Origin of the sequence: Streptomyces sudanensis, from assembly GCF_023614315.1 — a bacterium.
GTDB lineage: Bacteria > Actinomycetota > Actinomycetes > Streptomycetales > Streptomycetaceae > Streptomyces > Streptomyces sudanensis.
On record NZ_CP095474.1, the window covers coordinates 4,143,618 to 4,167,833 of the forward strand.

Annotated in this window: 11 protein-coding genes and 2 pseudogenes; 5 read left to right on the forward strand and 8 right to left on the reverse strand. The window is 73.2% G+C overall.

Annotated features, from left to right (window positions below; all coding sequences use genetic code 11):
• Positions 1–485: 485 nt before the first annotated feature.
• Genes MW084_RS19110 through drmB form a run of 4 tightly spaced genes read left to right on the forward strand, consistent with a single transcriptional unit; the run spans position 486 to position 12,269 of the window.
• Positions 486–5,252: a sacsin N-terminal ATP-binding-like domain-containing protein gene (locus MW084_RS19110; protein WP_010470732.1), complete on the forward strand. Its 4,767-nt coding sequence runs from the start codon at positions 486–488 to the stop codon at positions 5,250–5,252.
• On the forward strand, positions 5,249–7,165 hold the full coding sequence (locus tag MW084_RS19115; protein WP_010470733.1) for a UvrD-helicase domain-containing protein: 1,917 nt from the start codon (positions 5,249–5,251) through the stop codon (positions 7,163–7,165). Before MW084_RS19110 ends, MW084_RS19115 begins: the two co-directional genes overlap by 4 nt.
• On the forward strand, positions 7,162–10,407 hold the full coding sequence (locus MW084_RS19120) for a helicase-related protein (protein WP_010470734.1): 3,246 nt from the start codon (positions 7,162–7,164) through the stop codon (positions 10,405–10,407). Before MW084_RS19115 ends, MW084_RS19120 begins: the two co-directional genes overlap by 4 nt.
• Entirely contained in the window at positions 10,404–12,269 is a 1,866-nt protein-coding gene (gene drmB / locus MW084_RS19125; protein WP_010470735.1) for a DUF1998 domain-containing protein, read from the forward strand. Before MW084_RS19120 ends, drmB begins: the two co-directional genes overlap by 4 nt.
• A 189-nt stretch (positions 12,270–12,458) precedes the next feature.
• On the opposite strand, the gene MW084_RS19130 is transcribed toward drmB, so the two are convergent.
• The 8 genes and pseudogenes from MW084_RS19130 to MW084_RS19165 form a co-directional block, all read right to left on the reverse strand.
• Positions 12,459–13,445, reverse strand: a complete 987-nt coding sequence (locus tag MW084_RS19130; RefSeq protein WP_039829289.1) for a DNA cytosine methyltransferase — start codon at positions 13,443–13,445, stop codon at positions 12,459–12,461.
• Between the two features lie 495 nt (positions 13,446–13,940).
• Positions 13,941–14,126, reverse strand: a 186-nt coding sequence (locus MW084_RS19135) for a NaeI family type II restriction endonuclease (RefSeq protein ID WP_275563706.1), incomplete at its 5' end; no start/stop codon positions are given.
• Between the two features lie 2 nt (positions 14,127–14,128).
• Positions 14,129–18,793 (reverse strand): annotated as a pseudogene (locus MW084_RS19140) (NaeI family type II restriction endonuclease); the annotation flags it as partial.
• Positions 18,794–18,806: 13 nt separating this feature from the next.
• Positions 18,807–19,068: pseudogene (locus MW084_RS19145) on the reverse strand (hypothetical protein); the annotation flags it as partial.
• The gene (locus MW084_RS19150; protein ID WP_010470741.1) at positions 19,061–19,993 is read right to left on the reverse strand and encodes an AAA family ATPase; all 933 of its coding nucleotides are present in this window, start codon (positions 19,991–19,993) and stop codon (positions 19,061–19,063) included. The pseudogene MW084_RS19145 and the gene MW084_RS19150, both read right to left, overlap by 8 nt.
• Positions 19,990–22,056: a vWA-MoxR associated conflict system protein gene (locus MW084_RS19155; RefSeq protein WP_010470742.1), complete on the reverse strand. Its 2,067-nt coding sequence runs from the start codon at positions 22,054–22,056 to the stop codon at positions 19,990–19,992. The genes MW084_RS19150 and MW084_RS19155 overlap by 4 nt, the downstream gene beginning before the upstream one ends.
• Positions 22,053–23,027: an RBBP9/YdeN family alpha/beta hydrolase gene (locus tag MW084_RS19160; protein ID WP_029553513.1), complete on the reverse strand. Its 975-nt coding sequence runs from the start codon at positions 23,025–23,027 to the stop codon at positions 22,053–22,055. Before MW084_RS19160 ends, MW084_RS19155 begins: the two co-directional genes overlap by 4 nt.
• A gap of 235 nt (positions 23,028–23,262) precedes the next feature.
• Positions 23,263–23,649 (reverse strand): CU044_2847 family protein, encoded by a 387-nt coding sequence (locus MW084_RS19165; RefSeq protein WP_010470746.1) that lies wholly within the window; start codon positions 23,647–23,649, stop codon positions 23,263–23,265.
• A gap of 363 nt (positions 23,650–24,012) precedes the next feature.
• Between MW084_RS19165 and MW084_RS19170 the strand changes: the two genes are divergently transcribed.
• Positions 24,013–24,216, forward strand: a 204-nt coding sequence (locus MW084_RS19170; protein ID WP_275563707.1) for a hypothetical protein, incomplete at its 3' end; no start/stop codon positions are given.

Genomic DNA, 24,216 nt, shown 5'->3' on the forward strand with positions numbered 1-24,216 from the left:
ACCGGGATGTCCCACAACGCATTCCCTCGCATGTCTAAGGAGTCGCTTCCCCACCCGTTTTCCGGAGGCCTTCACGCATTTTCGCGCGTTTCCGCTTCCTCTTCTCTCGCGTCATTTCCTCGTGAACGTCCCGCGAAAGTGAAAGCGTAGGTAGCTCGTCGCCCTCGTAAGGGTCTCCGTTCGACCGCATGTGCACCGCCGCCCTACCGCACGGCCACCTCGCCGACGATCCCCGAATGCGGGAGGCCCTTCCCACTCCCACGTGGCCCCGGGACGCCTTCCTCGACCTCGTGGACGGCATCGACCACCAAAAGGATCGTTTCTGATCTGACGTCAGCTCCGTGGAACGCCTCCGCGGCACTCCTGTCACCCGATCCGGACCCCGGCCGGTCGTCGGCGCGTCGTCACCGTCATCCTCGTGTTCACCGCGCGGCTCACCGTCGCCGCTCACCCAGCCCGCCCAACATCCCGAAGTGGAACCATTCGTGGCCGATCCGCAGTCCCCCGTGATCCGCACCGTCGTCGAGCAGTCCCTTCGTGTCCTGGAGACCTACCGCGTCGATCCGGGCCTGATCCCCGAACACGCCAACGGCGAGCGCCGCATCACCCAGGGCGGATACGGCGACCGTCAACTCTTCGAGCTGGTCCAGAACGCCGCCGACGAGATGCGCGACGAGCCTGGTTGCCGGATCCATGTCGTCCTCACCGAGACCCACCTGTACTGCGCCAACCAGGGAAACCCGGTCACCCCCGAGGGTGCGGAGACGATCCTGCGGATGAGCATGTCCCGCAAGCGCGGTGGACAGATCGGCCGATTCGGCGTGGGCGTCAAGTCGGTCCTGGTGGTGACCGACACCCCCGAGTTCTTCAGTCGCACCGGCAGCTTCGGCTTCGACCGGACCTGGTCGTACGAGTCGATCCGAAACGTGCCCGGTGTGCGCGAGCGGCACGGGGACGACTTCGAAGCACCCGTGCTGCGTATGGCGCGCGAGTTGGACATGACGGCCGAGCGCCTCCGGGACCGGGTCCTGGACGAGCTCCTGGAATGGGCCACCACGGTGGTTCGCCTGCCGCTGCTGCCCGGCGCGGCCGAACGGTTGGGCAGGGACATGCACGGGCACCAGGGCACCGCCGGCCACGAGAACCGCGAGGAATTCCCGTCCGGTTTCCACCTGTTCTCCCCCCATGTGGGTCAGGTGGTCCTGGAGGACCGCCGGCCCCGTCCGATCGCCCGGCGGGCTCTGCGCGTCGAGCGAGACGGCAGCCTGCACACGATCCACGAGGAGCGTGTCGGCAGGCCGCCGGCCACCTCGCGGTGGCGGGTCTTCACCCATACGCACGAACCGACCGAGGCCGCCCGCCGCGACGCCGGGGAGCTGCACGACCGGGTGTCCATCGAGGTGGCCTGGGCGGTTCCGGCCTACCGCCCGGACGAGCGCACCGGCCTGTTCGGTGCTGCCGAAGCCCGCGGACGCGGCAGGTTCTGGTCCTTCTTCCCGACCAAGTACGAGATGACCCTCAGCGGCATCCTGAACGGGGCCTGGAAGACCAACGAGGACCGGCAGAACCTGCTGGACTCCTCGCCCTTCAACGTCGAGATGATCCGGGTCGCGGCCCGCCTGGTGGTCGAGTCGTTGCCCGAGCTGGCCCCCGCCGAGGACCCCGGAGCGTACCTTCCGCTGCTGCCGGGGCGTACCAAAGGAGTGGAGGTGATCAGTTGGGCCGACCGCCTCCTCACCGAACAGATCTGGGCCGCCACCGCGGTGCTCCCGTCGCTGCCGGACCAGGACGGGACCCTGCGTTCACCCCACGACCTGAACATCCATCCCGACCTGGGTCGGGACAGTGCCTCGCAGAATCGTTGGCTGCGGACCTGGCACTCGTACGCTGGGCGGCCCCGCGACTGGGTGCACCCTTCGGTCGAGGCCACGGATCTGCGATCGGGCAAGATCCAGCACATTCTGGGAGCGGCCGGACGGCAGCGGGCCTCCGTGATCGAGTGGTTGGAGGCACTGGTCTGCGACGGTACGGCGAAGGCTTCCGAGGCGGCGATGCGGATCGTCGCGGACATGATCGAGTCGAAGGCTCCCTGCGCCGCCGAGGCCCGCAAGGCCAGGATCGTGCTCACGGAGGAGCACGGACTGGTCGCCCCGGCGAGCGGTGTGGTGTACCGCCGGACCGAGGAGGACGGTCTGCGGGAGACGCTGGTCTACGTCGACCGCACGCTCTCCGACGACCCGTCGCTCTCCTCCGCACTCACCATTCTCGGCATTCAGGAGGCGGACGTCCGGGGGCGTTTCGTGAGCATCCTCGACCAGGGCTTCGCCTCGTACGGCCCGCAGGAGTGGAACCGATTCTGGGAACTGTTCCACCGGGCGGGCGCCTCCGTGGTGGGCCACGAGGTGACCAAGCGGGTACCGGTGCCGATGGATGTCCTCATGGTACGGACGGCGGACGGACGGTTCCGCGTCATGCGTGACTGCATGTTGCCCGGTGCCGTCGTCACCGCGGAGAGCGACCCCGGCGTCGCGGTGGACGTGCGGTTCCACTCCGACGACACGGGCTTCTTCCGCGAGCTGGGTCTGCGGGACCGCCCCACTTCCGGCCACAAGCCCGGGACGGAGCCCTGGTTCGAGGAGTACCGCGAAGCCGCGCACGCGGCGTACTGTCGCACGCTCGACGACCGGGCGAACCGGCCGACCCTTGCCAGGACCAAGATCGAGGGTGCCCCGGTCGGTGGCCCCCTGCACCTGCTGCCCCGGCTCTCGGAGGAAGCCCGTGCCGCCTTCCTGCAGGCGCTGCCCGAGGACGCGCTGATCGAGAACTGGACCCTGCAGATCGGTGCGCAGGCCGGTACGCGTCGGACGGCCCAGTCCCCGATCCGCTGGATGCTCCTCCGGCATGGTCGGGTCAGGACCTCACAGGGTCTCAAACCCCTCAAGGAGGCCGTGGGCCCACAGCTCGACGCCTACCGTGACGTGCTCCCCGTGGCCTCCGTCAGCACCGAGAAGGCCCGGAAACTGGGGCTCGCGGACAGCGTCGAGAAGGTCCGTCCCCAGCAGTGGGAGCAGCTCCTGGAGAAACTCCGGGAGAGCAAGGACGACGTCTTCGTCGGTTTCACCTACGCCCTGCTGACCCGTCTGCAGATCGACTTCCCCGAGGACTCCCTCACCCGCTGCCGTGTCGGTGACGCCTGGGACGCCCGGGAGGACGGCGAGATCGCGGTCGCCGCGAACCCCGAGGAGTACCGGTCGCTTCGGGCCGAGCGGGTACCGGCTCTGCTGATGCCGGACCAGGCGTCCGCCGACCTGATGGTCGAACAGTGGGGCATGCTGCGCCACGACGACGTCGTCAGCCGGGAGACCCGCCACGAGGCGAGCGTGGAGGCGATGCCGCTGCCCGAGGAGTTCCCGACGCTACGCCAGAGGATGGGGGCCTCCGTCGGCACGTACTCCCTGCTGCGCTGCTCCACGCTGGAAGAAGTCGTCCGCACCCCGCACGGCGCGCGTGCCAAGTCCCTGGAGAGCGCTCGCCAGGGCAACGTCATCAAGGTTCTGGACTCGTTGGATCGGCTCGGTGTGCTCCGGGCGGTCGATCGTGAGCTGGGATTGCGGATGGGAGAGGTCGGTTGCTGCGCGGTCCTGGACGCTCAGGCCCGACAGGAACAGGACGAGAAAGCGCGATCCGCGCTGAAGGCGGTGCGCGAGACCGAGGACGTGACGGCCAAGCTGGAGCTGCTGATCGGTGCGGAGGCACTACGCGACCGACTTCCCGCAGGCCTGATGGAGGCCGAGCGGCAGGAGTTGGACGGGCGGGAGCCCTCGGGACTACGGATCGCGCAGATGGCGTTCAACGCACACGGCGACGCCATCCTCAAGACTCACGCCCGTGACATCCAGGAACGCTTCCCGAACGCCCCGTCGTCCTACACCGGCGGCTCGGCGGCGGTCTCCTTCGTCGTCGACCTGGGCCTGCCTGCCCCCTTCGCCGGCTACCGGGCCCCGACGCTCGAACAAAGCCTGACGGTGGAGGGGCCGCGTGACTTCCCGCGCCTGCACGACTACCAGGAACGGCTCGCCCTCAACGTCTTCGAGATGTTGGACCGGCTGGCCCCGCAGCGCGCCATGCTGTCGCTGCCCACCGGCGCCGGCAAGACGCGCGTCACCGCCGAGGCCGTCATCCGTTGGGTGAAACAGACCGGTGATCTCAAGGGTCCGCTCCTGTGGATCGCCCAGACCGAGGAACTGTGCGAGCAAGCCGTCCAGAGCTGGCAGTTCGTCTGGAGCAAGGCCGGAGCGCGGACCCGGCTGACGATCAACAGGTTGTGGACCTCGAACGAAGCCGCTCCGGCGGTCGACGGACCGCAACTCGTCGTCGCCACCGACGCCAAGCTCCAGGTGTGCCTGGGCACCGGCCGGTACGCCTGGCTGAGGGACGCCGCACTGGTCGTGGTGGACGAGGCCCACGTGGCGACCAGCCCCCGCTACACCGAGATCCTGGGCTTGCTCGGCCTGACCCAGCACCGGACCGAGCGGCACCTGCTCGGTCTCACTGCCACCCCGTTCCGTGGCCACGGAGAGGAAGAAACCCGCCGACTGGTCAACCGCTTCGGCGGGCGACGGTTGGACGAGGGCGTCTTCGGTTCCGGGGACCCCTACAGCCACCTTCAGGAGCTGGGAGTGCTGGCGCAGGTCGAGCACCGTGAGCTGACCGGAGGCACCATCGAACTGTCCCGTCAGGAGCGGGAGAACGCCGAGCAGTTCAGCCTGTTGTCCAAGGCTGCCGAACAGCGCCTGGCGGACGACCACGATCGCAGTCGCCGTATCGTGGCGGAGATAGCGGAGATGCCGGAGGACTGGCCGGTGTTGGTCTTCGCCACCTCGGTGGAGCACGCCAAGTACCTGACGGCCCGCCTGAAGGACCACGGGATCTCCGCGTCCTCCGTGGACTCCACCACTTCCGACAGCGATCGCCGTGCCCGTGTCCGCGACTTCCGCGACGGCAGGGTGCGGGTGCTCACCAACTACGGCGTCCTTACCCAGGGCTTCGACGCACCCGCCACTCGCGCGGTGGTCGTCGCCCGCCCCGTCTACAGCCCGAACGTGTATCAGCAGATGATCGGACGCGGTCTGCGGGGCCCCCTCAACGGAGGTAAGGAAACCTGTCTGATCCTCAACGTCCGTGACAACATCCGCAACTTCGACACCGCTCTCGCCTTCACCAAATTCGAACACCTGTGGAGCAAGAAGTGATCTCCTCTCCCGAGGACGGTCCGGCCCTCACCCCGGAGCAGCAGGCCGTCGTGGACCAGCCCTGGGACACCCGCATGCTGGTCACTGCCGGAGCGGGCACGGGCAAGACCCACACGTTGGTGCGCCGCTTGGACGCGCTCGTCGGCCACATCGATCCGGAGGAGGCGCTGGAGGCATCCGAGTTGCTGGTCCTCAGCTTCTCCCGCGCCGCTGTCCGTGAGCTGCAGGACCGTATCGCCCGACACGGTGAACACGCCCGCCGAGTACGGGTGCAGACCTTCGACTCCTGGGCCTACTCCCTTTTGCGGCAGGCTTACCCGGAGAGCGAGTGGTCGACGCTTTCCTTCGACCGGCGCATTCGGGCGGCCACCGACGCGATCGAAAAAGGTGCGCTCGCGTCCCTCGAATCCGGGCCACCCGCGCACGTGATCGTCGACGAGGTGCAGGACCTCGTCGGGGCACGGCGGGAGATGGTGGAATCGTTGCTCGACCGGCTCCAGGACTCCTGCGGGTTCACCCTGGTCGGCGACTCGGCCCAGGCCATCCACGACTTCCAGATCGAGGACCCGGAGGAGTACGCCGACCGAGCCGACCTCTTCCTCCGCTGGGTGCGTGCCTCCTACGCCGACGACCTGGTGGAGCTGCGACTGACGCGGAACTTTCGGGCCCTCACACCCGAAGCGCGTACCGCGCTTCCGCTCGGCCCCGCCGTACAGGGCATCGGCAGCGCCCCCGAGGGCGCGGACGCGGCAGCCGAACGGCTCCACGGCGAACTGCGCGAGTTGCTGCTCGACTTCCCCGACCCGGGTCCTCTCACCGACTCGTTCACCCTGGACTCACTGCGGTCCTTCCCCGGCACCTGCGCGATCCTGACCCGTGACAACCGGCAGGCCCTGCTCGTCTCGGAGCTGCTGCACACCCGGGGCGTGCGACACGTCCTGCGGCGATCACTCCAGGACCGGCCGGTGCCGTACTGGGTCGCCGAGCTGCTGCGCCGCACCGAGGCCCTCACACTCACCGAGAAGCGGCTGCGCGAGCTGCTCGGCGGGATGTCGCTGCCCGAAGGCACCGACCCGGACCGGGTGTGGCGGGCCCTGCGTGGAGTGGCGCGCGGCGCCGGCCGGGGAACGCTCGACGTGACGAGGCTGCGCAGACTGGTGGCGGAGCGTCGCTTCCCGGACGAGCTGGCCGACCCGGAACCGGCCCGACTGGTCGTGTCCACGGTGCACCGCTCCAAGGGGCTGGAATTCGACCGAGTGGTGCTGCTCACCCCTCCCACCGTGGCCGAGCTGCGTCGCCGTGACGACGAACTCGACGTGCCCGCCGAGGCACGGGCGCTCTACGTGGCGATGACCAGGGCCCGGGAGGATCTGTACCGCGTCACCCCTCCGGACACGGTGACGGTGCTCAGGCACAAGCCGACCGGGCGGTGGTACCGGGGAGTCCCGAACCCGCGTCACAGGTGGCGGCGCGACGGCGTGGAGGTGCGAGCCGGCGACGTGTGCGCCCTGGAACCGGCCGACGCCCCGAACGACCCCCTGGGGGCCCAGACGTACCTGTCGGAACGGGTGCGACCGGGGGACGCGGTGACATTCCGACTGCGCGACACCCTTCCCATGGGGGCGGAGCAGAGCCCCCGGTACGCGGTGTTGCACGAGGGACGGGAGATCGGTGACGCCTCGGAGGCCTTCAGGAGCGAGTTGTACTCCCTCCTCAAGGTCGGTACGGCCTGGCACATCCGGTGGCCCGAGGAGATCTCCGGTCTGCGGGTCGACTGCCTGGAGTCCGTCGCCGGCAGCACCGCCGCCGGGGCCAACGCCGGCCTGGGCGACCACGGGGTGTGGATCGCTCCGCGCCTCAGCGGAATCGGACGGTTCCGGTGGTCCACCGGCATCGAGGAGGAGCAGGGATGACCATCCACGCAGGGCGACACGCCGCGCACTACGAGGTTCGGGAGGACCTGGTGGCCCGGCTCCGCCGGGAACTGCTGGGCCCCGACGTCGACTCGTCCGCCGAGGACCGTGCCGAGGTGCTGGACCAGGACGCCCCGATCACCCGCTACCCCATGGGCGTGCTTTTCCCCCGCCCGGCGGACGACGAGGCCCGTATGCGTCTCGAGGAGGACGAGGAGCAAGAGGGAGCGGACGAGGCACCTGTGGGTCGGACGGAGAACGCCGACGACTCCGGGCCCGCCGACGAACGCCCCGGCCCCGGTGGCCGCCGCCCCTCCTCCGTCGGTCTCACCTTCGCGGTCGACCCCGTCGTGTGCCGGGAGATCACGATCTCGGCGCGCGCCGCCGTGTACGAACCGGAGGACGCGGAGGGCCGCAAGATCCCGGCCCGCCGCAGCGAGGCCCGTACCACCTCCGACCAGCGGGAACGCTGGCGACGGGTGGAACTGGACCTGCCGAACACCACAGTTGACGTGACGTGCCCGGGACGTGGAGCCTCACGCGACCTGGTCGATGACACGGTTCGGCTGGAGGTGCGTATGCGTCCTCCGTCGCCGACGACCGGCACGGTCACCGTCACGGTCACCCTGGTCAATCTCCAGAGGGTGAGCGGGCGGGAACTCCAGGATGCCTTCGCGCTGTTCCAGCCCGGTTTGACGGTTCGCGCCGCCAACGGGGCGGGCGCGTTCGTGGAACGCCCTGCCGGCCTGTCCGCGGTGGACTCCGAGCTGGAGATCGGTCGGTTGCTGCACCGACACGCCCCCACCTTCGCCACCGGCCACGGCTGCGCCGCGGTGTGGGACTGGACCCCGCCACCGGTCGGCCTCACCGAGATGAAGCCTGCGCGCGTGGCGGAGGTGCGCACCGAGTTCGTGCCCACGCACGAGGTGCTGCTCACCGACTCCAACCCGGAGATCGACGCCCATGCCCTCACCATGCTGGGACTCGCCACGGCGCCCGACACCAAGGTGATCGACGCCCTGAAGGGATTGGCCGTGGGCTACGAGCGGTGGATCGACCGGAAACGACGCGAAGCCGCCGCGCTTGCCGGCACCTCGTACGAGAAGGCCGCGTCCGACCAGGTCGCGTCCTGCGCGGAGGCTCTGGGTCGGATCCGGGAGGGCATCACGCGGCTGGGTGACAAACCCGATCTGATGCGGGCGTTCCGGCTGGCCAACCGGGCGATGGCGACCCAACGGGCCCGGAGCGCCTGGAGCAAGGGCGGCAAGGTCGGTGAACCGGACCTGTCCTCCGCGCGCTGGCGGCCGTTCCAGATCGCCTTCGTCCTGCTGTGCCTGTCCGGGGTGGACGACTCCAAGCACTCCGACCGCGGCGTATCGGACCTGCTGTGGTTTCCCACCGGTGGCGGTAAGACCGAGGCGTACCTGGGGCTGATCGCGCTGACTGCCTTCCTACGCCGGATGAGGCTCGGCACGGCGGGCGGCGGTGTCACCGTCCTGATGAGGTACACGCTGCGCCTCCTCACCCTCCAGCAGTTCGAGCGCGCCGCGATTCTGATCTGCGCCATGGAGAAGATGCGTCGCGAGAACCCCGACGAGCTGGGCCGCGAGGAGATCTCCCTCGGCATGTGGGTGGGGCGTTCCGCCACCCCGAACACCTTGGAGGCCGCCGCCGGACAGCTCCGTGCCGCCCGTTCCGGCAGGGTGCTCCAGAAGGAGAACCCGGTACAGCTGCATGCCTGTCCGTGGTGTGGGACGGCCCTCGACGCCCACCACTACTCGGTCGACGAGAAGGCCGTCCGGATGGACGTGCGCTGTCCCGGCACGGATTGTGCGTTCTCCGGAGGGCTGCCCGTGCACATGGTCGACGAGGCCGTCTACCAGGCGCGGCCCACCCTGGTCATCGCCACCGTCGACAAGTTCGCCTCGATGCCGTGGCGTGAACGGACGGCCGCCCTCTTCAACCGGGACCGCCAGGACTCCACCCCGCCCCCGGAGCTGATCGTGCAGGACGAGTTGCACTTGATCTCCGGTCCGCTGGGCACCCTGACCGGTCTGTACGAGACGGCCGTCGACGTGCTCGCCGACCGCCCCAAAGTGATCGCCTCGACCGCCACCATTCGCCGCGCCGCCGACCAGGGAAGAGCCCTTTTCTCCCGCGAAGTGCGACAATTCCCGCCCGCAGGGCTGGACTCCCGCGATTCGTGGTTCGCCGTGGAGACGCCTGCCCGCGACAAGGCGTCCCGCCGCTACGTGGGCCTGCTCGCCCCCGGTACCAGCCAGTCCACCCTGCTGATCCGCACCTACGCCACCCTGTTGCATCAGGCGATGCGGGTCGATACCGCCCAGGAGGTGCGCGACGCTTACTGGACGCTGGTCGGTTACTTCAACAGCCTGCGCCTGCTGTCCGCCGCCGAACTCCAGGTCCACGACGACGTAGTGGCCCACCTGGAGCACCTGGCCGACCGTGACGGTTGTGAGCCCCGCCCGGTCGGCACCTACTCCGAACTGACCAGCCGGGTCGATGCCAGCGACATCCCGGCCCGACTGAAGCAGATCGAGCGTCGGCTGCCGGGTGACGACGTGGTGGACGTGCTCCTGGCCACGAACATGATCGCCGTGGGCGTGGACGTGGACCGGCTCGGTCTGATGGCCGTCATGGGCCAGCCGCAGACCACCGCCGAGTACATCCAGGCCACCAGCCGTGTGGGTCGTGCCCACCCCGGTCTGGTGGCGGTGATGCTCAACGCGGTCCGTCCTCGTGACCGTTCCCATTACGAGAACTTCCAGCACTTCCACTCCGCTCTTTACCGCGAGGTCGAGTCCACCTCGGTGACTCCTTTCTCGGCCCGCGCCCGCGACCGCGGCCTGCACGCGGTGATCGTCGCTTTGGCCCGCATCCTGATCCCCGCCGCCCGGGCCGACGAGGCCGCGGGGGACATCGATCTCTTCCTGAACGAGCTGAGGGACAGGGTCCGTCCGCGGATCCTCGAACGGGTCGAGAAGGTCGCCGCGGAGGAGGTCGCCCACGTGGCCGCCGCCTTCGACGAGTTCGTCGACTGGTGGTACGAGCAGGCCGAGAGGCACGGTGGCCTGTACTACGAGCCGAAGCGCGGACGCCGCGCTCCCTCGCTGCTCAAGCCCTACGACGACGCCCTGGAAGACGTCGAGGCGTGGGAGACCCTGTGGTCCCTCCGCGATGTCGACGCCGAGTCCGCCCTGTTCATGGAGGCATCCCGATGACCCCGCCCCCTCCCCGCCGTCGGCGTGGCGCCGACGGCTCCGCCGCACCGGCCCGCAGCCTGCCCCGTCGTGGCACGGTCCGCCGCGCCCAGGCCATCACCACCTACGGCGTGGGGTCGCTGATCGCCGTGGAGCAGGAGTCGTTCATCGTCTCGGGTCTCGACGGCGCCGAGCGGCAGTGGTCCCGTGACGAAGCCCCGGAGATCCACGAACCACGTCTCGCCCGTGTGCTGGGCGTGAAACGGTTCCGCCTCCCACCCGCCTCCGGCGACGACAGCCGCGACGGCATCCGGGTGCGCCGCTTCCCCCTGTGGCACCACTGCCCCCAGTGCCACGCGCTCGACCACGTGAGGAAGTTCAACTCGCCTCCCGGACGGAACGAGTGCGCCGAGTGCTCCGAGGCGTTGGTGCCGTCCCGCTTCGTGATGGCCTGCGAGGACGGGCACATCGCCGACTTCCCGTACTGGAAGTGGCTGCACCGGGGCCGACGCGGCGACGGCGAGGCCGGTTTTTGCGGCGGCCGGATGAGCCTCGGTTCCTCGGGACGTACCTCCTCGCTCCGTTCGGTGGTCCTCTCCTGCTCGTGCGGGGTGCCGGAGGTCTCCATGGAGGGATCCTTCCGGCGCGACGCCCTCAAGGACCTGAACATCCGCTGCGAGGGCAGGCGCCCGTGGCTGAAGGACGCCCCCGTCCTCCTCTGCTCCCGGCCGCCCCGGACCCTCCAGCGCGGTTCCTCCTCGGTATGGCAGCCGGTGCTCCGGTCGGCCCTGTCCATCCCGCCGTGGAGCGACACACAGGTGCACCCCCTGGCCGAGCACTGGGACAAGCTCCGTTCCTGCACCACCCCTGCCGAGATCGAGATCCATCTGAAGTACGTCTTCGACGGGGTGCCCTCCCCGGTGAGCCCCGAACAGGTCATGGAATTGCTCACCGCGATGGAGGTCGAGGACCTCACCGGAGAGGACGGCCCCGACCTCGACCAGGAGCAGCATTACCGCGCCCTACGAGACCTGGAGTACGAGCGGCTGTGCGCGGGCAACCCGGAGAGCTCCGGCTCCCACACCGAGCAGTTCGTCTGTGAGCCCCCGACCGGAGACGGGAAGTCGCTCGCCGGCCTGGGCCTGGTCACCCCGATGTTGGTGAAGAAGCTTCGGGAGGTCCGCGTCCTCAAGGCCTTCACACGGGTCATCGACGCGGAAACCTCGCCCGAGGGGCACGAGGCGGAGCTTTCCCTCACCCCCACCGACTGGCTGCCCGCCATGGAGGTCCACGGGGAAGGAGTCTTCCTCCGACTCGACGAGGACAGGCTCGACACCTGGGCCGAACTGCCCGCCGTCGCCGCCCGCGTGGAGCGTATCCGCTACCGGCACCAGCGGATCCTCGCCGAGCGGGCCTCCGAGCCGACCCGGGTCCCGGACTCTCCCGCCACCCCGCGCATGGTCCTGCTGCACACTTTCGCGCACGTGATGATCAACGAGTGGAGCCTGGACTCCGGTTACCCGGCCGCCTCGCTCCGCGAGCGGATCTACGCGGGTGACGAGATGGCCGGCGTTTTGATCTACACGGCGACCAGCGACTCGGCTGGCAGTCTCGGTGGTCTGGTGGCCCAGGGCGAGACCGACCGCCTGGCCCAGGCCGTGTACTCGGCCGTCCACCGTGCCGAGTGGTGCTCCGCCGACCCGCTCTGCATCGAGACCGAGACCTCCGAGGCGGGTGGGACCAACCTGGCCGCCTGTCACGCCTGTGTGATGCTCCCGGAGACCAGCTGCGAGCACAACAACGGCCTGCTCGACCGGGCCCTCCTCGTCGGAACCCCGGAAGACCCGTCGGTCGGTTTCTTTTCCCACCTGCTCACTCGGTGAGCACCGGGCGGTGAGGCCGGACGGGAGGGGACGACCTCCTCCCGCTCCGGCCTGTCCGGGCGGGAACGGTTCCGAGGGGGGTGTGCGGTCGATGCCTCCGGTCGGTGGTGTCCGTTGCGTGCGAAGCCCGACCGATGACGGCAGGGAGTCTCCCAGCGCCCCGCCGGCGTACCGTGCGGGCGCCGATGTTCAACGTTCCAGCACGGCCCGGATCGCGAGCCCGAGGGCTCGGCCTACCGGGGGCGGGAAGGCGTGTCCTGCCTGCCGGTAACGGGCCGTCTTGCGGCCGGCGAAGGACCAGTCCTGAGGGAACCCCTGCAACCGCGCCACCTGCTCGACGGTCAACGCCACCATGCCCTTGACACCGAGAGAGAGGTCCCAAGGGAACTCGGGTCCGGGGGGCTCGTCGGCGACGGTGCCGCCGTTCACGCGCATACGGGCCCAGGAGCGCTTCGACCCGGTGGGTCCCAGATCGGCCCCGCCCCGTTTCCAGGAACCTCCGACCAATGTCGGGGCGACCCGATCGGCCTGCGCTGCCCAGGCGGCCGCATGAGGCCAGCCACGCGAGGCCATGGAAGCACCCAGCGCCTCACCCACGGTGGTCGGCTGTGCGACGGTGGGCGCCGGGGCGGCGAAGTCCTCGCCGGTGTCCCCTTTGAAAGCCACCAGGATTCCCTGCCTGCGGTCCTGGGGCACGCCGTGGTCCATCGCGTTGAGGACGAACCAATGGTGCCGATACCCGAGGTGTTCGAGCTCGGTGGTGATATCCGCGCGGACGGACTCGTAGGCGGGTCTGGAAACCAGGTCGGGGACATTTTCGATGAGCAGACTTCGTGGTTGTACGCCGTGCATGAGCATGATCGTCGCTTCGAGCAGACGGATCTCCTCGACGCTGTCCTGACGCGCCACCGCGGCGCTCGCCTTCACCCGAGGCAGACCGGCGGCCAGAAGGTCCACGTCATAGGTCGCCTGATGGTCCACCGGGTCGAAGTCCAGGAGATCGGTTTCGAGCACCTTCCACTCGGGGCGGTTCGAGCGCAGTGTCTCGCAGGCCACGGCCCGGTTGTCCAAGAGCAGTACGGGATCGAAACCGGCCTGTTCCAGACCGAGTGCGAGCCCACCCGCGCCGGCACACACGACCAGGCAACGGAGGCGTTCCAGGGGAGGTTCTTCCATGGCCACCGTTCGTGCTCGTCGGGAAACGTGACCGGGAGGTCGGGAATTCGCTCAGTCCGTCTCCGGGGGCGTACCGTCGCGGCGATCAGGAACGGCCGGAGTTCTGAGCGTCGGTGATCGTATCCTTTCCTTGTCGGGTCGACGAGTCGTATGCGGACGTTCTCGCCATCGCAGTGATGTCGTCGGCCGTGCTCATCCCACCGGTCGACCGGTACGCCGTCGGTCCGCGTTCCCGCGCCGCAGGCCACGGACCTGCATTCCGAGCCGGTTGTCCTTCGCCGGTCGCCCGGCAAGAGGGCCCCGCGGCCTGGGCATGGAAGGAGTTCCGCCAGGAAACCCCGGCAGGAGAAGTCCCGCGGGAAGCCGGCCCGTTTCTGCGCACCAGGGTCTGCTGGCATGCAGTCGCCGGGCGGGGCCGCCGTGCGCGGAGGGGCCGGGCCGGCGCCCCCGCCGTCGGCCGCCGTACTCCACCGGGGACGGGTCACCGGGGACGGGTCATCGGGGACGGCGGGGGACCGGAAGGTCCTGCGGGAGCGGCTCCACCGGGTCGTCCGGGCCGGCCGCGACCCAGGCCACGCCGCCCGCGAGGATCGAGGGGCCGCTGTGGTGCGGACGCCGACGGGTCAACCGCATGCTCACATAGGCGTCCGCGTCCGGCACGGGGATGCGCAGCGCCCCGGCNNCAGCTCCCCCCCCGCCGGTTGCCGCCCACCACCAGCACGCCCTCCTCCCGGAGCGTCGCGGCGGCCTCCCGGACCACGCGGATGCTGTCGCGGCGCCGCGTCACGGGGCGCAGCGCCGCCTCGGGCACCGGACGCTCCCGCACCCGCCGGAACAGCTCCGCCGCACGGTCCGCGGCGGACGCGGGCGCCAGGATCGCGGCGCGGTCCACCGCGCTCAGGCGCAGCAGCACGTTCTCCGGCAGTGGTGCGCCCCGGTGCAGCCACAGCACCGCCATCCCCGCCCCCGCCGCGAGCGGTGGCGGCGCGTCCCGGCGCGCCGGCGCGGCCGTGGTGTCCGGGCGTACCCGCAGCAGCCCGGCCGACCAGCGGGCGTGCGCGTCGTGGACCCGGACGGTCAGGCAGAGGTCGCCGGGTTCGGCCCGCGAGAACACCGCCCGGCCCCGGCCGCCGCCCAGCGACAGCTCCAGCCGGAACGGCGCCGCGGCGGGGAAGGCGCGCCACAGCGCCTGCTCCAGCCGCGACCCGATCAGGGTCTTCTCCCGCTCGTCCAGCTCCGCCACGTCGTAGCGGCCGGTGCCCTCCGGGTCGAGCACCGCGTCCAGGGACTCCCGCACGGCCGCCGCCGTCATCCGCCCGTCCGGATCGAGGTCGTTGAACATCCGGGCCAGCATGAGCAGTTCGGGATCGTACGCGGACAGGTCGAGGTGCGGGGTGAGGACGACGCACACGACGCGGCCGTCCGGTCCGGTGACCTCGCGCGGTACGAACCGTCCGGCGACGAGCCCGGCGCCGTCCCGGCGGCCGAGCAGGCCGAACGCCTCGGGCGAGACGCACAGGGCGGGATGGAAGGGGAAGTTCCCCAGGAGCGCCCGGAACTCCGCGGAGTCCAGCATGGCCGTGGTGAGCCGCACCTGCGGATCGGACTCCGCCCGCTCCGCGTCGACCTCGCCGACGGGACCGGCATGGACGGCCAGGCGCGCCGCCGGGTGCCGCCCGGTGGCCTCCAGTTCGTCCGGCAACCGCTCCGCCAGCCCGCCGAGCAGCGCGCCGAGCGGGGCGTCGTCGGGCAGGAACAGCAGGCATCGGTCCTCGCCGACCAGCAGGCGGTGGCCCGACACCCCGGGGACGCCGCTCCCGGCCAGGGAGGCCAGGGCGAGCGTGAGGGCCTCGCCCGTCGCCATCGGATCGCCGTCCGTCCCCACGGCGACGACGACCGAGGGGCGCGGAGCGCGGGCGTCCGCTCCGATCGCGGTGACCGGGGGACCGACGTGAACTCCGGCGGCGCCCAGGGGGGCGGAAGCGCCGGCATCCGCTTCGAGCGCGGCGGCGAGCAGCCGCCGGGCCTCCTCCCGGTCCGCCTCCGTGTCCGGGCCGTCCAGAAGCGCCAGGGACTCCAGGGCGGCGCCCCGGGCCTCGGCATGTCGGCCGAGCGAGGCCAGTGTCCGCGCGATGCGGGTCAGGAGCAGTCCCTCGGCGCGGGGATCCCCGCCCTCCGTCCGGTACTGGTCGAGGAGCGCCTCCTGTACGGCGAGCAGTTCGCCGTACCTGCCGGCCTCCGCGAACGCGCCCTCGAGGGCCAGGAGGGCGCTGCGTATCAGGGAGTGGGGGACCGGGTCGGGGTGGCCGCCGAGCGCCTCCGTCACCGTCCGCAGCACCTCGTCGGTCCTGCCGAGGCGGGTGAGGACCGACGCCAGGTCCAGGCAGGTCGCCGTCACGCCGAAGCGGTCGCCGTCGGCGCGGAAGGCGTCCAGCGCCCGCTTCAGGAACCCTTCGGCCTCGGCCGTGGCCCCCCTCGCCGCGGCGAGCTGCCCGGCCAGCCGGTTCGCCGGTCCGCGCACGGCCCCGTCCCGGTCCCACCAGTCGCCCGGCACCCTCTTCAGGGTCAGCGCGGCCTCCGCGACCGCCCCGGCGGCGTGCTGCGCCAGGGCCAGGGCGACCACGGGCCGGACCGTCGCCTCCCGGGACCACGTGGCGGACACCCGGATCACGGCGTCCGCGGCGGCCTCGAACCGCGACCGGTAGGGGGGCGAGGCGCCGCAGGCGTGGAGGAGCAGCAGGAGGGCCGCCAGGTGCTCGGGCGGCAGGGCGTCGGCCGTGGTGGCCAGGGCCAGGGCGTTGTCGAGCCACACGTGCCGCGAGGCCGGGTCGTCGGCGGCGCCGGAGGCCCGTGTCCGCAGGTTCTCCGTGAGGGCGGAGCCGGGGTGGTCCTCCTCGTACAGCGCGGCGGCGCGGGCGAGGTAGTGGCCGATGAGCCGCCGGAGGGACGGCTCCATCAGCATCTCGTACCCGACCTCCCGGGCCACCACGAGGCGCACCGCCTCCGGAACGCGGTACGTCCCGGCGCCCCGCCGGTCCAGCAGGCCCGCGGCGGACAGCCGGCCGAGCACGGCGCGGGCGGTTCGGTCGTCACCGAGGAGGGCCCACGCCTCCGTGCGGGTCAGCTCCCCGGTCGGGGCGAGCACGAAGCGGCGCAGCGCCTCCTGCTCCCGGGCCGGCAGAGCCCGCAGCCGCAGGTCGAAGACGGTTTCGAAGTCCTTCTGCGGCAACGGCCGCGACGTACCGGCCCCTGCATGGCGGATCAGCCGGGCCAGTTCGGGCAGCGGCGGCGCGGAACCCGAGGCGATCCAGGAGCCGAGGACGCGGAGGGTGAGCGGCAGCCACGAGCGGCCGGCCGTCACCTCCCGCAGGGCGGCGCGCTCCTCGGAGCCCTCCGCGCCGGCCCAGGCGGCGAGGAGGTCCGCCGCCCCCCGGTCGGACAGCGGCATCAGCCGGTACCCCGGCGGCGCGTCCGTGCTCCGGGTGGTGGCGAGCACGGCGCAACCGGGCACGGACGGCAGCAGCTGCTCCATCCGCGCGGGCTCGGGCACGTCGTCGAGGACGAGCAGCACGCGCCGCCCGGCGACCGCCCGCGCCAGTCCGGCGGCCAGTTCCTCGGCCGTGCGCGCCTCACCGTCACCGGACGTCCCCAGGGAGGCCAGCAGGCGGTGCAGCGCCGCCTCGGGCGGCACGGGGTGGCCGCCCGAACCGCGCATGTCCACGTAGTGCCGCTCGCCGGGGAAGCGGTGGGCCACGTGCAGCGCCAGCGCCGTCCGCCCCGCGCCCGGGCCGTCCCCGGCCGCGGTCACCCACACGGTCCCGGCGGCCGGGTCCGCGAGCCGGGCGAGGAGGGAGTCGACGGCGTGCTCCCGGCCGACGAACCTCTCGGGCGGGGGCGGGAACGCGCCGGGCTCCCCGGCGCCGCCCTCCGGCGCGGCCCGGCCCGGCGCGGCCGTCCCCTCCCCGGGCGCCGCGAGCCCCAGCAACTCCAGCGTCCGCCGGGACGCCCGGGCGAACGCCTCCCGTTCGGCCGGGAGTTCGAGCGGTCCGGACGCGTCGTGTGCCACCGAGCGCGGCCCCGGCCGGCCGTCGCCGAGGGACGCCACATGGCGGTCGAGGGCCCGGTGGACCCGCCACGCCTCGTGCGCGGGCAGCCGTTCCCTCAGGACCGCCCTCGCCTCCTCGGGCAGGACCAGCTCCAGCGGACCGGAGCCGCCCGCCGGCTGCTCCAGCTCGAACAGCCCGCTCGTCACGGCCTCCGCCACGTCGGCGGTCGTCGCGTCGGGCACCAGCTCCCGGCGGATCACGTGCAGCAGCCGCAGGCTGAACCGGTCGAACGGCGCGCACAGCACCGCGAGCCGCACCGCCCGGGGGGCGGCCGTACGGAGGAAGCCCCGTGCGGCCTCCCCGGGCGGCAGCGGCACGGCGCGCGGCCGGGACCGGCCCGGCAGCCGCCCGCCCGGCGGGACCAGGACGGCCGTGCAGCCCTCGGGGGCGCCGCGCATCACGGCCCGGGACCAGCGGTCCAGGGAGTGCGGCGACAGCGACAGCACCGGGACCGGCAGCCACGCTGCCGCGGCCCCCTGCCCCGCGTCGTCCCGCCCGGTGTCCGGCCCGGCGGCCGTGCCGCCGAGGGGGGCGCCGTCCGGTCCGGTGGGATCGAGCAGCGCGGGTGGCTCGTGCGGGACGCGGCTGCGGTGGGTACCGGGCGCGGCGGGCGCGAAGCGGACCGTGGGGAGGTTCAGCCCACCGCGCCGCCACAGCTTCGCCGGGAGCGGGTTCAGCAGTGCCGTCGGGGTGGTGGACGCCCACTCCCGCAGCAGCCGCCACACGGGCGGCGCCCGCCACGGCTCGGACGCGCAGTCGGACACGACGACGACCAGCCTCCGGCCGTCCGCCTGGCGCAGCTGGCCGGGCGCCCGCGGACGCCCGGCACCGTCGAACAGCAGGTCTCGCACCCTGAGCGTGCGGAAGGCGCCCAGCCGGTCCAGGACGGCGGCGAAGTCGTCGAGGGTCTCCTCCCACACCCGCATGGTGGGGGAGCGGTCGACGACCAGCGTCAGGTCGAACCACCGCTCCGGGGCGGCCGAGAACACCGGGAGCAGCTCGCCGCTGCGGGCGTAGCCGTCCACGGTCGCCTCGATGTCCAGCGCGCCGCGCCGCCCCTCCGGCCACGGGCGCTTCCACGGCCGCAGCGCCCTCGTCACCTCCAGCGCGCGGGGCAGGCCCGCGGCGCGGGGCGCCGCCACGGCGTGACCGCGCAGGCGCGCCCCGGCCCCGGGCAGCCGCTCGTGCAACCCGCGCTCCCCGTCTCCCGCGGAGCGCCCCGCCGGGGACGGGGGCGCCGGCNGGGGCGCCTGCNCCGCCGGCCGCTCCGGGAGTCCCCGCGGCCCCGCCTCCTCGGGCCCGGGTGTGCCGCCCCCCGACGCGGCGGGCGGCGGCGGACCGGGCGCCGGCGGGGCCGCCGGGCGGTCCTGCGCCATCGAGGCCGCCAGCCAGAGGGCCTCCGCCAGCGCCGTCCCGTCGAGCCCGACGCCCGGCCCCGCCCCGCCGTCCCGGGCCGGGTCGAGGTGGGGGACGGCCGTGCGCAGCGCGGACAGGACCCGGCGCAGCGCGTCAGACACGGGACAGCTCCCGCAGCAGCAGCTCCACGACGGCCTGCCGCTGCTCGCCGTCCGGTGCCCCGTCCCCGGTCAGCAGGTGGACGGCGTTGAGCAACTGGTCCACGGCGAGGCTCTCGCCGGCCGTGAGCCGCCCGACGAACGCCTCCACCAGCTCCCCGGCCGCCTCCGACCGCGCCGCGTCGGCGCCCAGGTGCGCCGCGACGACCCTGAGCAGGGTCTCCGGTGTCGGCTTCGGCATCGTGAAACGGATGCAGCGGCGCAGGAACGCCGCCGGGAAGTCCCGTTCGCCGTTGCTGGTCATCACGATGAACGGGAACTCCGTGCACTGCACCCGGCCCCGCGTCACCTCGTGGTGCGCGTCGCCGCCCCACTCCCGGACGGCCACCACGTCCCTGCCGTACCGGGCCAGCTCCGGGATTTCGAACTCACCCCGCTCCAGCACGTCCAGCAGGTCGCTGGGCAGGTCCAGGTCGCTCTTGTCGATCTCGTCGACGAGCAGCGCCCGGGGCCGGCGCGACGGCAGGAGCGCCGTGCCCAGGGGACCCATCCGCAGGAACGGCGCGATGTCGTCGCCGCCGCCCGTCCCCTCCAGCCGCTGCGCGTGGATCCTGCCCAGGGCGTCGTACCGGTACAGGGCGTCGCCGAGACCGCTGCGGGACGTGATGTGCCAGCGCAGCACCGGGCCCAGCTCCAGCTCCGCCGCGACCTGCTCGATCACCGTGGACTTGCCCGATCCCGCCGGGCCGGTCAGCAGCAGGGGGCGGCGCAGGACCAGCGCGGCGTTCACCGCCTCGACCAGGCCCCGCGGGGGGACGAACTGCTCGTGCAGGGACCGGCGGGGGAAGACCCGCCACGGGGGCGGCGGAGCCAGCTCCACCCGCTCGCGCGGCGTGCCCGTTCCCGCGTAGAAAGGCTGCCAGGTCATGCGGGACTCTCCCCATCCGTCGTGAACTGCTCGAACCACCTGCAGAAATCCAGCCACTCCGCGTCGTCCCACACCGTGCGCAGCCGGGCCAGGTGCCCGCGGCCCGCCCGCCCGGCGGCCGGTGCGCCGCAGCCGCCCCACCGGTCGCGGTACGCCCGGCAGAACTCACCGGGCAGCAGGTGCCAGTACGCGTCCAGGTAGCGGCGCGCCTCGGCCGGGACGCGGTCCGCCTCCTCCTCCGGCCACAGCACGATGGGGGAGGACGCCAGCAGCGTCTCCAGCATGTCGCCGAGGTTCGGCGGCCGGTGCTCCAGGGCGACCGCGCGGGCGCGCGGCCCGCCGAGCAGCCGGTCGCGCAGCTCCCGCACCTGCCGGGTGTCGGTCTCGCCGAGCCACTCCAGCCGCGTCCCGCCGGAACCGCCCTCCTCCATGGCGCGGAGCGTCCGGCGCGCCCGGTCGTTGATCCACCACAGGTGGTCGGGCGGCCGGATGCGGTCGCTCCACCGCAGGACGACGTCGTACTCGGCCCCCAGCCGCATCCCGAAGTCGGTCTCCTCCGGGCGCCACTGCAGCAGCAGCGGGGCGGGCGCGGCGACCTCCACCCGGCGCAGCGGCACGTCCATCGCGGCGGCCAGCCGGGACGCCCACCGCAGGGCGGCGCCCAACTGCCGCTCCACCCCGGCCCGGTCCGGAGCGCACGCGAACTCCTCGCGGTCGCGCACCTCGCCGCCGTCCAGCAGCCAGGCCGCCAGCGACTCCGGCCACTCGTCGCCGACGGCCGCGTGCAGGCTCACCACCAGCCGCAGCCGCATCTCGCGCGTCCGGTCGGCCAGCCGCTCGAACGCGTCGTTCAGGTCGATCACCGCACCCAGGGCCGCCGCCCAGCCGCGCACCGCCGGCGTCCCCGGGTCCACCCCGGTGCCGTGCGCCAGCAGCGCCACGAAGTCGACGAGCGGCCCCAGCCGCCGTCCGCCCGCCGCCGGCGCCCGCAGCAGCAGGTGCTCGACCGTGTCGCGCAGCAGGTCCGTGCCCGACGAGGCGGGCGGCGACTCCACGGGGCCGGGGCACGCCGCGGTGAACGTCCGCCGCAGCAGCCCCGAGGTGAGCGGCTCCCCCGGCCAGGCCCCGAGCAGGGCGACGGTCCGCGCCGCGGCGTCCAGCGCGTCCATCACCTCCAGCGCCCACTCCCGGGCGGGGGACGGCGGGGCCGCCGCCAGTCCGTGCCGTACCGCGTCGAGGTCCCGGGCCGTCGTCACCGGTCCGGCGGGCGGCGCCCCGCCGACCGCCTCGACCACCCGGGCCAGTTCCTCCGTCCCGACGCGGCCCAGCAGCGCGCCGGCGGCCGCGTACCGGGGGTTGCGGGCCAGCCACAGCGGACCGGGGGCGAAACGCGCCCCGTCGAACTCGGCCCGCAGGATCGTTTGCCCCGCCGTGCCGCCGTCGCCGCGCACGGCCTCCACCACGGCCTCCGGCGCCAGCGTCTCGCCCGCCGAGGGCAACCCCTCCCGCAGCACCCTCACCAGCGTCCGGCTGAACCGCAGCCCGTACGCCTCCTCCGCCGCACCCGACCCCATCAGGAGCGACAACCGCGTGTCGCCCTGCCGGATGCCGTTGGCGACGGACTTCAGGTCCGGCACCGCGTTCCCCGCGTGGCAGGTGTCCACGATGGCGATGACACCCGCCAGGCCCTGCGTGTCCAGCGCCTGCGTCAGCAGCGACCCCACGTCCACCGCCGTCAGCGGCGCCTCCGCCAGCGAGTCGCCCGCCATGAAGTGCAGACCCGTCCCGGAGGCCATCCCGTGGCCGAGCAGCGCCACGACCAGCACCGCCCCCGCCTCGCCCGCGCCGAGCGCCGCCGCCCGGATCGCCGCCTCGACCTCCGCACGCGTCACCGCGCCGCCGCACAGCAGCGTCGACCTGCCCGGCGGGTCCTTCTCGCAGCCGCCCGCCCACGGCGCCGTCAGCGTGTCGTGCAGGGCCCGGGCGGCCTCCTCCAACTCCTCCAGCAGGCCCAGGTCGGGGCACTGCGCCCCGATCACCAGGGCGTGCCGCGGGCCGGTCACGACTCCGCGGCGGCGGTCAGGGCCTCGACGAGCGGGCCCGCCACGGCGGCCTGCGCCAGGTACTTGGCGGCCGGGTGCACCCACGCGCCGTCCGAGTCGACCCGGGTGCTCACGGGGCCGACCGAGGAGGCGTTCGGACGGACGATCTCCTCCAGCCGGGGGCGGGCGGCCACGATGTCGTCGCGGTCCCAGAAGTTCAGCCACCGGCCGACGCACGCCGGGGTGCTCGGCGGCTGGGGCCGCACACGGGGCAGCACCGCCGTCCGCGTCCCGAGGGGCGACCCCAGGGTGATCAGCAGCGGCACCTCGCCCCGGTGCGCGTGCAGGGCCTCCAGGGCGACGACCGTCCCCAGCGAGTGCGCGACCACCACCGTCGGCCCGTCGCCGTCCAGGCAGTCGGCCACCCGCCGGCGGATCCGGGCGTCCAGGGTCGTCCCGTCCTGCCCGGGCTCGCCGCGGTTGAGGTAGCGGGCGACCTGGCCGAGCGTGCCCGCGGTGAGCCGGGCGCTCAGCCAGCCGCCCGCGGACCGCAGCCCGGGCAGCGCCATCAGGCTCGTCAGCGCGTTCACCACGTGCCGGCCGGGCGCGCCCACCCCCTGCGCGCCGCCGGGCGGGGCCAGTTGCGCCCGGGCGTGGCGCAGCACCCGGGCCTCCTGCGGCGCCAGCCCCGGGTCCGCCAGCCGCTCGTCGACGGCCTCCAGGAGCAGCCCGGCGACCAGTTCCCCGTCCGGGTCGGCCGCCCGCGGCCCGGCCGCGGCACCGCCCGTCCCCTGGGAGCCGGGCGTGCGGAACAGGTCGCCGTAGTAGGCGAGGCGGGCGTCGGCGGCCCATCCTCCCGTCAGACCGGACAGCCTGCGGCCGTGCCCGGCCGCGCGGGCGCCGTGCGCCGCCGCGCGTAACCACTCCTCCAGGTCCGCCGCGGCATCACGGGAACCGCCGATGCCGTGGACGAACACCAGACGAGGCCTCATCGCTTCCCCCCTCCGTCGGCGTCCGGATCGGGAACGATCTTTTCGCGTACCGGGGAGGCCCGGCAACCCCTGTGGACAACCCCGGCGGACGGCGCCGTTCCGCCGGGTCGGGGCACCGGGGCCGGTGCCCCGCCGCGACCCCCGCGCCCACCGTCCGACCTCGCGTACGGGACCGCCCGGCCCCGCGTACGGGACCGCCCGGTTCCGCGTACGGGACCGCCCGGCCGGGGCCCGGTCACCTCCCGTCCGGCTCCGTGCCCCCGGAGGGACCGGGGTCGTCCTCCACGTCGTCGGAGGGGTCGGGGCCGCGCCTCCACACCAGGCGCACGGCGAAGTTCACCTCCGTCGTGCCCTTCGCCACGACGATGCCGCCCTCACCGCTCACCTTGAGGCCGAAGTCCACCACCGCCGTCTGGGGCCCCAGCCGGCGCAGCACGCCGAAGACCTGCGACAGGGCGGGGCCCAACTGGTCGAGGGCCTCCTGGAGCGAGACCCGGGCCCGCCCCGCGACCGCCCCGCCGGGAAGGCCCTCCGGCTCCACCGGCACCAGGTCGTCGTCCACCTCGAAGACGGCCGTGCCGCCACCGCCGTCGCCCACCTCGAACGCGATCCGCTGGCTCACGGAGCCAGTCTCCCGCCGTCGCGCCGGCACCGCACGCCGGGCGGCACGGGAGAACCGGCCGCGGCGCGGCCACCCCCCTGCCACCGCCCCCGGCCGGCTCCGGACCCGCCCGCAGCGCGCGTTCTTCCGCGAGAAGTGTTGTCGCGGCGGTCGTGCCGGGTCTCCTCTCCGCCGGCCCGCAGCCGGCCCTCGACCCCTGTACACGGAGCGGAGAGAGAAGTGACCGCACAGCACCCCCGAGACCCCCGAGACCCCCGAGACCTCCAGGACCACCACGGCCGTCCGGGGCCGCACCGGGGGGCGGGCCGGCCGGCGGCCCGCCACAGCCGCCGTCGCGCCACCGGCCGCCGGGCCGGTGCCGTGGTGCCGCGCCGCCGCGCGAAGCAGCGCTGGACCTACCAGGGCATCGGCACCGTCGTCGCCGGCGCGGTCGCCGTCGCCGCCGTGGCCGTCGGCACGGCCGTCCTCGGCGGCACCGGAGGGAAGGACGGCTCCCTGGCCGTCCGCACCACCGCGCCCGTACCGTCCTACGACGACCACCCGCCGAGCGCCTCCGCCGCCCCGGCC

What these genes read in the sequence shown, in the direction of transcription:
- MW084_RS19120 (WP_010470734.1), top strand. Translation starts at nt 7,162, where the DNA reads ATGACCATCCACGCAGGGCGACACGCCGCGCACTACGAGGTTCGGGAG.
- drmB (WP_010470735.1), top strand. Translation starts at nt 10,404, where the DNA reads ATGACCCCGCCCCCTCCCCGCCGTCGGCGTGGCGCCGACGGCTCCGCC.
- MW084_RS19130 (WP_039829289.1), bottom strand. Translation starts at nt 13,445, where the DNA reads ATGGAAGAACCTCCCCTGGAACGCCTCCGTTGCCTGGTCGTGTGTGCC.
- MW084_RS19150 (WP_010470741.1), bottom strand. Translation starts at nt 19,993, where the DNA reads ATGACCTGGCAGCCTTTCTACGCGGGAACGGGCACGCCGCGCGAGCGG.
- MW084_RS19160 (WP_029553513.1), bottom strand. Translation starts at nt 23,027, where the DNA reads ATGAGGCCTCGTCTGGTGTTCGTCCACGGCATCGGCGGTTCCCGTGAT.